We start from the raw sequence: 10,239 nt of genomic DNA on the forward strand, positions 1-10,239 counted from the left end.
ACGGAGGAACAGCCGGATGCCGTGGAACCGGATGCCGGCCGAGACGACGGCCGTGGACCACGGGTGGCTCAGGGCGACGCCGAGCAGGGCGCGGGGTCCGGCGGGCCGGTGCCGGCCGCGCACGGTCGCGGTGAACGGGCGCGCGCCGTCGTCGTGCCGCAGCTGCACCGTCAGGTCGAGCCGGTCGGCGGGCAGCGGCAGCCGCATCCGGTACGAACCCTCGACGGCGAAGAACGGGGAGACGTAGAAGTCCTTGGGGACGTCGGCGGTGTCCCGCTCGTCGGGGCGCAGCAGGTAGCAGTGCCGTTCGCCGTAGGTGTTGTGGACCTCGGCGACGACGCAGACCGGCGCCCCGGCGCGGTCGTGGCACCAGTAGAGGGTGAGGGGGTTGAAGACGTAGCCGAACACCCGGGCGTGGGCGAGCATCAGGACGGGTCCGTCGGCGTCGTGGACGCCCTGGGCGCGCAGGTACGCCTGGAGCCCTTCCCGGATCGAGGGGGCGTGTCCGCCGAAGTGGTCGCGGGCGTCGAAGCGGGCCAGCGGGCGCAGGACGCGGGGCAGCCGGGGCAGGTCGTCGACGTCGACCAGCCACAGGTAGGTGCGCCGCCGGAAGGCGTGGCGGACGGGCGTCACCCGGGCGTGGGCGACGGTGCATTCGTAGAGCGCCGGGACGCGGGGCAGGACGCGTCGCGCGGGGCGGGTGCTCACCATCGGACCCCCAGGCTCTCGGCCGCGGTGACGCCCGCGCGGCAGCCGTCCTCGTGGAATCCCCAGCCGTGGTAGGCGCCGGCGAAGGCGGTGACCGAGGTGTTGAGGAGGGGCAGTTCGCGCTGGGCGGCGACGGATCTCGGGGTGTAGACGGGGTGTTCGTACACCATGCGGGCGACGACGGTGGCGGGGTCGACGCGGTCGCCGGCGTTGAGGGTGACGATGTGCGGTTCGGCGGTGGTCAGCCGCTGCAGGCGGTTCATGTCGTAGCTGACCTGGACGGTGTCGGGCCGGGCCGCGCAGGAGGGGAGCCAGTAGTTCCAGGAGGCCCGGGCGTGCGGGGAGCGGGGCAGCAGGGACGTGTCGCGGTGCAGCACGGTGGGGTTGCGGGAGTAGGTGAAGGCGCCGAGCACGCGCCGCTCGTCCTCGGTGGGGTCGGCCAGCAGCCGCAGCGCCTGGTCGGGGTGGGTGGCGACGACGACGGCCGTGTACTCCTGGGTGTCGCCGTCGGCCGTGGTCACCCGCGCGTACCCGGCGCCGCGCTCCACGGCGCGGACGGGGGTGGCGGTGCGGACCGCCGTGAACTGCTTCGCCGCCCGGGCGACGTAGGTGGCCGACCCGCCGGCCACCGTCCGCCACTGCGGGGAGCCGGTCACGGACAGCAGTCCGTGGTGCGACAGGAAGCGGAAGAGGTACTGGGCGGGGTAGAGCAGGGCCGTGTCGGGGGCGCAGGACCAGACGGCCGAGACCAGCGGCACGACGAAGTGTCCGACGAAGTAGTCCGAGAAGCCGCGGCGCCGGAGGAAGTCGCCGAGGGTCTGCGTGGCGTCGCCGGAGTCGAGGAGCCGGCGGGCCGCTCGGTGGAAGCGCGGCACGTCGGCGAGCATCCGCAGATGACGGCCGCGCCGCAGGTTGTCGCCGCCCAGCAGACCGGCCGGGCCGCGCGCGCCCGCGTACTCCAGGCCGCAGCCGTCGCAGCGGACCGACATGCTCATCTCGGACTCGCGGGTGGCGACCCCGAGTTCGCGGAACAGCCGCAGGAGATGGGGGTAGGTCCGCTCGTTGTGGACGATGAACCCGCTGTCCACGTGGACCGTGCCGCCGTCCCGGGTGGGCAGCTCGTGCGTGTGGGCGTGGCCGCCGAGGCGGTCGTCGGCCTCGTACAGCACCACGTCGTACGTCTTCTGCAGCACGTGCGCGGCGGTCAGCCCCGCCACGCCCCCGCCCACCACAGCGACTCTCCGCCGGTCCACGTCCCTCAACCCCTCGCGCTCGCAGGCCCTCGCACGGTCCGCGCGCGAGGTGCCTCACGGTTACTTCGGAGCCGGACGGCCACCGGATGGGAATCTCGGTCTTTGGTCCGAGATCGGCTCCCCGGCGCATCCGAACGAGGCGCCGGCGCCGAAGGGTACGGTTCGCGGGCCCGGTGGGTTCAGCGTCCGGGCGTGCGGATCCGAGGCGTGGCGGGCGGCGTCGTGGCCGCGGGAGGGCGGCGGACGCGCGGGGCACCGCGGGGCCCGCCCTGCCGGCGGACGGCGCTACGTGACCGACGACGCGGGAGACGGAGTCTCAGGGCGTCGGGAGCCCGGCAAGATCGCCCGGACACGGCCCCGGACAGGACCTAGTGCCGGGGCGCCCCGCGGAGCGCGCGGTCCAGGCCGTCCTGCGGGAGCCCGGAGAGGGCGCGCAGGAAGATCTCCTCGTAGGTGGGGGAACCGATCGTCTCGCGCGCCGTGGTCTCGTACTTCAGCCGCAGGGCGTGGAGTTCGGGCATGCCGCGCTGCGGGTGGCCGGTCGAGCGCCAGTACGCCTCGCCCGTGCCGGAGACGTCGGCGGCGAGTTCCCCGTTCCCGTCGGCGGCGAGCGCGGCGGCGAGGACGTCGAGGCCGAGGGCCACCCCGAAGCTGTCGCCGAGCAGCCGCTTGCCCTCCAGCATCTCCCGGGCGTGGGTGACGGCCGCCGCGGGGTCGCCGTCGAGGAGGCCGATGAGGGCGAGCTGGTAGTCGAGGTAGGCGCGGGTCCAGTACTCCTGGAGGTCGAGGCAGACGGCGCGCAGCGCGAGCGCCTCGGCGCGCGCCTCGTCGAAGCGGCCGAGCCCGGTCAGTCCGAAGACCCGCACCAGCCGGCAGCGCAGCCGGGCCGCCGAGTCGGCGGGGTCGCCGGGGACGGCGGCGAGGACGTGTCCCACGACGACGAGCGCGGCCATCGGGCGCCCGGTCAGCAGCGCTATCAGGCCCGCGAGGTACGCGGCGTCCAGGGTCCGCTCCCCCGGCCGGCCGCGGTCGTCGGGTGCCCGGTCGTACTCGGCGTGGCGTGCCTCGCGCGCGCACTGCTCGCTGACGTCCTGGGCGGCGGTGAACTCTCCCTGGAGGGTCAGGGTGACCCCCAGGGCCCACAGGGCGCGGGCCCGGTCCGGGCCGCGGGCCTCGCTGAGCAGCAGCGCCTGTTCGAGGTAGTCGCGGGCCTCGCGGAGCCGGCCGCAGCAGGACCAGAAGAAGGCGGTCGAACCGGCGAGGGCCAGCGCGCCGTCGGGGTCGGTGCGCAGCAGCCGGTCCAGCGCGGTGCGCAGGTCGGTGTGCCGCTCATCGAAGGTGTTGTACCAGGAGAGCTGCCGGGGGCCGAGCCATTCGGCGTCGGCGCGGCGGGCGAGTTCGAGGCAGGAGGCGGCATGCCGGTCGGCGACCGCTTCCGTCTCGCCGAGCCGCTCCAGCCAGCCGGCCCCGTACTCGCGGATGGTGTCGAGCAGGCGGTAGCGGTTGCCCTCCTTGCGGACCACCGAGCAGCGCACCAGCGTGTCGAGGGCGGCCGGCAGGGTGTCCGGGGTGAGGGGGCCGCCCTCGCAGACGAACGAGGCGGACGCGAGGTCGAAGGGGCCCCGGAAGACGGTCAGCCGGGCCCACAGGAGCCGTTCCAGCGGCTCGCAGAGTTCGTGGCTCCAGCCGATCGCGGCACGCAGGGTCTGATGCCGCTGCGGCCACACCCGCTCCTCGTGCACGAGGAGGTCGAACCGCGAGTCGAGCTGGGCGCGGACGGCGTCGACCCCTTGGATGCGGATCTGGGCCGCGGCGAGTTCCAGCGCCAGCGGGATGCCCTCGAGCCGGACGCAGATCTCGCTGGCCGGCCCGGCCCGCCACTGGCCCGGAACGCGCGCCGTGCCGCCGCGCCGCTGACCCGTCGCGCGCTGCCGCAGCAGGCTCATGGCGTCACGCCCGCCCGACGGCAGGGGTTCGAGGGGGAAGACCCGTTCCCCGTCCACACCGAGCGGCCGGCGGCTGGTGGCGAGCACGGTGAGGCCGGGGGCGGCGGCGAGGAGGTCGGCCAGGAGCGCGGCGCAGGACTCGGCGAGATGGTCGCAGGAGTCGAGCACGAGCAGGAGGCGCCGCGGGGCGAGCCACTGGGCCAGCGCCCCGGCCGGCATGCCCGGGGTGTGGTCGGACAGGTCGACGGAGTCGGAGAGCGTCGCGACGAGCAGCCGGTCGCCGTCGAGCGGGGTCAGATCGGCCCACCAGGCACCGTCGGGGAAGCCGTCGGCGGCCTCACGCGCGACACGCAGCGCGAGCCTGGTCTTGCCGACGCCGGCGACCCCGGTGACGGTGATCAGGCGGTGTTCGGCCAACTCGGCGGAGAGCCGGTCCAGTTCCGCGCGGCGCCCCACGAAATCGGTGTTCTCGTCCGGTAGATGTCCACGCACGAGAGCAGTGTCCCTCATGATGCGCCCGAGCGGAGCCCGCTCGCTCGGTCATTCGACGTTCACGACGACCGAGTGCCATCCGCTCGCCCCGTCGGGCATGGTCTCCGCGCGCCGTTCGGTCTGCGTCCGCCCCGTGCCGTCGGTCGCGCGGACCGTGAGGGAGTGCCGGCCGGGCACGGCCTGCCAGCGGTACACCCACTGGCGCCAGGTGTCCCGGCTGTCCTCGGTGCCGAGCTCGGCGTCCTGCCAGGGGCCGTCGTCGACACGGACCTCCACGCGCCTGATGCCGCGGTGCTGCGCCCAGGCCACCCCGGCCACCATCACCGTGCCCGCCTTCGGCCGGGAGAGCGGCCGGGGGGTGTCGATCCGGGACTGGGTCTTGACGGGCGCCTCGGCGGCCCAGCCGCGCGGGACCCAGTAGGCGTCGTAGGCGTCGAAGGTGGTGAGTTCGATGTCGACGATCCACTTGCAGGCCGAGACGTAGCCGTACAGTCCCGGCACGAGCATGCGGACGGGGAAGCCGTGGTCGAAGGGCAGCGGGGTGCCGTTCATGCCGAAGGCGAGGAGCGCGTCGCGGCCGTCCATCACCTGTTCCACCGGGGTGCCGATGGTCATGCCGTCCGTCGATCGGGCGACGATCTGGTCGGCCGGGCCGCCCTCGGAGGGCGGCTTCACGCCGGCCTCGCGCAGGAGGTCGGCGAGCCGGACGCCGAGCCAGCGGGCGTTGCCCACGTACGGGCCGCCCACCTCGTTGGAGACGCAGGCGAGGGTGATGTCCCGCTCGATCACCTCGCGGCGGAAGAGGTCGTCGAGGCTGAGCATGCGGGTCTCCGGCACGCCCAGGCCACTGATCCGCAGGCGCCAGTCGGCGGCGTCGATCTTCGGGACGACGAGCGCGGTGTCGACCCGGTAGAAGTCCTTGTTCGGGGTGACGAAGGGGCTGATGCCCGGCACGCGGAGCTGGGCGCCGGGCGGAACGGCCGGTGCGGCGGACGCGGGCCGCGGCAACCGCAGGGCGTCGCGGGAGGCCGCCGCGTCCGCGTTGCGGGTGCCGCCGAGGGCCCGGCCGACCGCCCCCGCGGCGGTGGCGGCGACGGCCGTGGACGCGGCGACCAGCAGGAAGCTGCGGCGGCCGGCGCCGACGGCGCCCTCCGGCGAGGATCCGGGCCGGGGGGCCAGGAGGCGGCCGATCAGTACGTACAGCAGCACCGCGCCCGCGACCGCGCCGACCAGCGAGGGCAGGGCGTCCACGAAGGAGTCGGAGTCCGGGCGGCTCACCGCGGCGACCGCGCCGATCACGCCGAACACCAGGACGGCGGCCGCCCCGACGGTACGGCGGCGGAGGGCGAGCAGGCCCACGGCCGCGGCGAGGAGCCCCAGCACGACGAGGATGCCGAGCTGGAGGACGATCTTGTCGTTCTCGCCGAAGTTCCGGATCGCCCATTCCTTGACCCCCGCGGGCGTGTGGTCGATGACCGCGCCCCCGACCGCCATGACGGGGCTCGCCTCGGGGCGGACCGCGGCGGCGACGAGTTCGGCGACCGCGAGGGAGACGTAGCCGGCCAGGAGACCGCCGAGTGCGGCGAGGAGCCGGTCCGTGCGGGTGGGCTCGCGCGGGGGTTCTGAGAGGGTCATGGTCTTGGATTCGGCACCGAGGGCGCCGCGGATGGGTGAATTCACCCGGGAGACGGACCGGAAACCACCGGAACCACCCCGTGGAGGACGGTGCGCTCCGGCGGACCGCCCGCCGCGGGAAGGTGCTCCCCGGAGTCGCAACGCCTGTGCACCGGTTCAGTGGCCGGGCTGGGCCGCGAGGCAGTGGCGCAGCCGGTGCAGTCCGCGCCGCGCGTGGCTCTTGACGGTGCCGAGCGGCATGCCGGTGCGCTCGGCGATCTGGGTCTGGGTGAGATCGCCGTAGAACGCCATGGCCAGCACTTCCCGCTGCACGAGCGGCAGCTTGGCCAGCTCGCCGATGACGAGGACCCGGTCCAGGGCGCTGTCGGGCCGGTCGGCGGGGTCCTCCGCGAGCGGCAGGGCCGCACCCGCGGCGGCGACCAGCTCGCGGCGCCGGGTGCGGGCCGAGAGCGCGTCGGCGATCTTCCGCCGGGTGATGCCGACCAGCCAGCCGGCCAGCGGGCCGCGCTCGGGCCGGTAGCCCTCCCGGCCGCGCCAGGCGGCGAGGAAGACCTGCTGGGTGACGTCCTCGGCTTCCCTGGAGTCGCCGAGGGTGCGGGCCGCCAGCGTCTGGACGAGCCCGCCCCAGCGCCGGTAGGCGATGGCGAGGCACTGCTCGTCGCCCCGCACGAAGCCGGCGGCGACCTCGTGGTCGAGCAGGAGCTCCTCGTCCTCGGGCGACGGCTGGACGGTGACGCAGGGTGCGGTCATGTCGACTGCTCCTCGGGCCGGGACCGGTGTCGACCGGTCGGCTGACACTCCCCGAAAGTCGGGGACCCCTCCAGACTCCGCTGCCCCACCCTCCCCGTTCCACTCGCATCGATTCTGCGTCGTATGGTGGAGTCATGACCGAGTACGCGCATGGCATCACGAGCGGGGCCGTGGCGCGGCGTCTGGGCGTCGCCCCCACCACCCTGCGTTCCTGGGACCGGCGGTACGGCATCGGCCCGGCCGCCCGGGAGGACGGCAGGCACCGGCGGTGGACTCCGGCGGACATCGCGGTCCTGGAGGAGATGTGCCGGCTGACGGCGTCCGGGGTCCCGCCCGCCGAGGCCGCCCGCACCGCGCGCTCCGGCGCGGCTGCGCCCCTGGCGGAGGTCCCGGCACCGGCGCCCCGCGCCGGAGCCGGGGGCGGCCTGCCGCTGGGCCGCGCACGCCAGGAGTGCCGGGGCCTGGGCCGCGCGGCCGTCCGCCTCGACGCCGCCGCCATGGACGAGATGCTGGGGAGCCTGATCGAGGAGTACGGCCTGGTCACCGCCTGGGAGGAGGTGATGGCGCCGGCCCTGCACGCGGTGGGCCGGAAGTGGGAGACCTCGGACGACCGCTACGTCGAGGTGGAACATCTGCTGTCCTGGCACGTCTCGTCGGCCCTGCGGCGCGTGAGCACGGCCCGGCCCGCCCTGCGGGCGGGCACTCCCCCGGTCCTGCTCGCCTGCGTACCGAACGAGCAGCACACGCTCCCGCTGGAGGCCCTGGCCGCGGGGCTCGCCGAACTGGCTCTGCCCACCCGGATGTTCGGGGCCGCCGTGCCGCCGGAGGCACTCGACCAGGCGGTGCGCCGGACGGGACCGGCCGCCGTCGTGCTGTGGGCCCAGGCCCGCTCGACCGCCAATCCCCCGCTCGCCCGGCACGTCGCCGACACCTCGTGGGGCGTCAAGGGTGCCCGGACCCGCACGACGGTCCTGCTCGCGGGCCCCGGCTGGGCGGGCCCGGCGCCGGCCCCCGGCATGCTGCGCCCCGGCGGGCTGCGGGAGGCCCTGGCCCTGCTGCGCGCACTGTGCGACGCGGCGGACACCGGCGTCGCGGGCGCCGGCGCCACGGGGCCGGTGGCGACGGCGCGTTAGACGGTGTCGGGGGCGTTCAGTCCCGGCCCGCGACGCCCCCGGGCCCCGCGGACGTTCAGTCCCGGCCCCGGGCGTGGCGGAAGCGGGCCAGTCCGTCGGCGAGTTCGACCAGCGGATCCGGGTAGTCGTAGCGGGCCCGTTCGAGGCCGGGCAGCTTCCACGGCTCGTGGACGGCGGCGCCCTCGACGCCCGCGAGTTCGGGGACCCAGCGCCGTACGTACGCGCCGTCGGGGTCGTACCGCTTGCCCTGGAGCACCGGGTTCAGGACCCGGTTGGGGCGGCTGTCGGTGCCCGTGCCCGCCATCCACTGCCAGTTGAGCTGGTTGTTGGCGACGTCGCCGTCGACCAGCAGGTCCAGGAAGTGCCGGGCCCCGGCCCGCCAGTCGATGTACAGCGTCTTGGTGAGGAAGGACGCGGCGAGCAGCCGGCCCCGGTTGTGCATCCAGCCCTCGTGGGCGAGTTGGCGCATCGCCGCGTCCACGACCGGGTAGCCCGTGCGGCCCTCCTTCCAGGCCTTGAGGTCCGCCTCGGCCTCGCTGCCACCGCGCCAGTGGTCGTCGTGCGTGCGGTAGTCCTCGACGGCCGCGTCGGGCCGGGCGGCGAGGACCTGGTGGTGGAAGTCGCGCCAGCAGAGCTGCCGTACGAACGCCTCGGCCCCCGCACCACCGCGGGACCGGGCCCGGTCGACGGCCTCGGCCGCGGAGAGGGCGCCGAAGTGGAGGTACGGCGAGAGGCGCGAGGTGGCATCGCCGGGGAGGTCGTCGTGCCGGTCCTCGTAGGCGTCGGCGTGCCGGCTCAGCCAGGCGGTCAGCCGCCTGCGGCCCTCGCTCTCGCCACCGGACGCCAGCCCCGGCGACAGCGTCGCGGCATCGGGCCGGGCCGGCAGCGGGTCCGAGCGGATCCCCTTCGGCACCGGCACCTTGCGCGGCGCGTCCAGCGGCTCGCGCAGCCGCTCGGTCGACCAGCGCCTGAAGTACGGGGTGAAGACGGCGAAGTGGTCCGAGCCGCTGGGCGTCACCGCACCGGCCGGCAGCGCGGTGACCACGCCGTCGTGCACGTACAGGCGCCGTCCGTCCGCCTCCAGGCCACGGCGCAGCCGGTCCTCGCGGTCCCGGGCGAAGGCGCTGCCGCCGGCGGCCATGTGGACCTCGTCCGCGTCGGCCTCCCGGACGACGGCGCACACCTCCTCGACGAGGTCGCCGGTGCGCAGCACGAGCCGGCCGCCCCGCTCGCGCAGCCCGGCGTCGAGGTCGGCCAGGCAGTCGGCGAGGAAGGCGAGCCGGTTGGGGGCGGCGAATCCCGCGCGGTCGACCGCCGGGTCGCGCACGAACAGCGGTACCACCTCGTCGCCCAGCCCCAGCGCCGCGCGCAGGGGCGGATGGTCGTGCACCCGCAGGTCCGACGTGAACAGGACGACGGAGACGTTCATGGTGCCACTCCCGGCTGTCGTTCACCGGGGCGGGGCGCGTCCCGCCTCGTCGCCCGGTGATCGCTGTGCGCTGACATGTGCGGTGTCCCTTCGGCCCGGCGCGGGAACCCGGATGCGGTGCCGGGGGCGGATCCTGACAGGGCGTCGCCCGCGCGGCGGCCGCGGCCGGGGAGCCGTGCGGCGCGGCGCCGGCCGGGTCGTACGCGCCGCAGGGCGCCCGGTCACCCGCCGGACTCGCCCGCCGGGCGGCGGCCGCCGGCGGTCGCGGTGCCCGTCGCGCCCGCCGACCGCGCCTCGGCCGGCGGTTTCGCGTCCGCCGTCTCGGCGGTGCGTGCGATGTTGCGGGCCATGCCGCCGAAGACCACGGCGTGGAACGGGGACACGGACCACCAGTACGCGTGCCCGGCGAGGCCGCGCGGATGGAAGAGGGCACGCTGCCGGTACCTGGTCCGGCCCCGCTCGTCCCGCTCGACGTACATCTCCAGCCAGGCGAGGCCGGGCAGCCGCATCTCGGCGCGCAGCCTCAGCAGCCGTCCCCGTTCGATCTCCTCCACCCGCCAGAAGTCCAGGGAGTCGCCGACGCGCAGACGGGAGGCGTCGCGGCGGCCCCGGCGCAGCCCGACGCCCCCGACGAGCCGGTCGAACCAGCCGCGGACGGCCCAGGCCAGCGGGAAGGAGTACCAGCCGTTCTCACCTCCTATGCCCTCGACGACCCGCCAGAGGGCTTGCGGCGTCGCGTCCACGGAGCGCTCCCGCTCGTCGGTGTAGAGGCTGCCGCCGGCCCAGTCGGGGTCGGTGGGCAGCGGGTCGCTCGGTGCCCCGGGCACCGAGGCCGAGGACCAGCGGGTGGTGACCCGGGCCTCGCGGATCCGCTGGAGGGCCAGGTCGAGGGC

General features: G+C 75.5%; 8 protein-coding genes. 1 reads left to right on the plus strand and 7 read right to left on the minus strand.

Annotation, left to right across the window (positions count from 1 at the left end):
- From EAO71_RS05715 to EAO71_RS05735, 5 genes are all read right to left on the minus strand, one after another.
- The coding region (locus tag EAO71_RS05715; RefSeq protein WP_147976684.1) for a DUF1365 domain-containing protein at window positions 1-711 on the minus strand (711 nt) is incomplete at its 3' end.
- Entirely contained in the window at window positions 705-1,961 is a 1,257-nt protein-coding gene (locus tag EAO71_RS05720) for an NAD(P)/FAD-dependent oxidoreductase (RefSeq protein ID WP_147976685.1), read from the minus strand. The genes EAO71_RS05720 and EAO71_RS05715, both read right to left, overlap by 7 nt.
- 368 nt (window positions 1,962-2,329) lie before the next feature.
- On the minus strand, window positions 2,330-4,417 hold the full coding sequence (locus EAO71_RS05725; protein ID WP_147976686.1) for an ATP-binding protein: 2,088 nt from the start codon (window positions 4,415-4,417) through the stop codon (window positions 2,330-2,332).
- 30 nt (window positions 4,418-4,447) lie between these two features.
- On the minus strand, window positions 4,448-6,034 hold the full coding sequence (locus EAO71_RS05730) for a molybdopterin-dependent oxidoreductase (RefSeq protein WP_147976687.1): 1,587 nt from the start codon (window positions 6,032-6,034) through the stop codon (window positions 4,448-4,450).
- 156 nt (window positions 6,035-6,190) lie between these two features.
- Entirely contained in the window at window positions 6,191-6,784 is a 594-nt protein-coding gene (locus EAO71_RS05735) for a sigma-70 family RNA polymerase sigma factor (RefSeq protein ID WP_147976688.1), read from the minus strand.
- 134 nt (window positions 6,785-6,918) lie between these two features.
- On the opposite strand from EAO71_RS05735, the gene EAO71_RS05740 reads away from it, so the two are divergent.
- On the plus strand, window positions 6,919-7,917 hold the full coding sequence (locus tag EAO71_RS05740) for a MerR family transcriptional regulator (RefSeq protein WP_147976689.1): 999 nt from the start codon (window positions 6,919-6,921) through the stop codon (window positions 7,915-7,917).
- 55 nt (window positions 7,918-7,972) lie between these two features.
- Here the strand turns inward: EAO71_RS05740 and EAO71_RS05745 are convergent, their stop codons facing one another.
- Both EAO71_RS05745 and EAO71_RS05750 read right to left on the minus strand, forming a co-directional pair.
- The gene (locus EAO71_RS05745) at window positions 7,973-9,346 is read right to left on the minus strand and encodes a cryptochrome/photolyase family protein (protein ID WP_147976690.1); all 1,374 of its coding nucleotides are present in this window, start codon (window positions 9,344-9,346) and stop codon (window positions 7,973-7,975) included.
- 221 nt (window positions 9,347-9,567) lie between these two features.
- Window positions 9,568-10,239 (minus strand): DUF2867 domain-containing protein (locus EAO71_RS05750; RefSeq protein WP_147976803.1); only part of this gene is annotated, 672 nt, incomplete at its 5' end.

This window comes from Streptomyces sp. MS191 (assembly GCF_008042125.1).
Taxonomy (GTDB): Bacteria; Actinomycetota; Actinomycetes; order Streptomycetales; family Streptomycetaceae; genus Streptomyces.

Coding starts and splice junctions, on each gene's coding strand:
- EAO71_RS05725 (WP_147976686.1), bottom strand. CDS start 4,417: ATGAGGGACACTGCTCTCGTGCGTGGACATCTACCGGACGAGAACACC.
- EAO71_RS05730 (WP_147976687.1), bottom strand. CDS start 6,034: ATGACCCTCTCAGAACCCCCGCGCGAGCCCACCCGCACGGACCGGCTC.
- EAO71_RS05735 (WP_147976688.1), bottom strand. CDS start 6,784: ATGACCGCACCCTGCGTCACCGTCCAGCCGTCGCCCGAGGACGAGGAG.
- EAO71_RS05740 (WP_147976689.1), top strand. CDS start 6,919: ATGACCGAGTACGCGCATGGCATCACGAGCGGGGCCGTGGCGCGGCGT.
- EAO71_RS05745 (WP_147976690.1), bottom strand. CDS start 9,346: ATGAACGTCTCCGTCGTCCTGTTCACGTCGGACCTGCGGGTGCACGAC.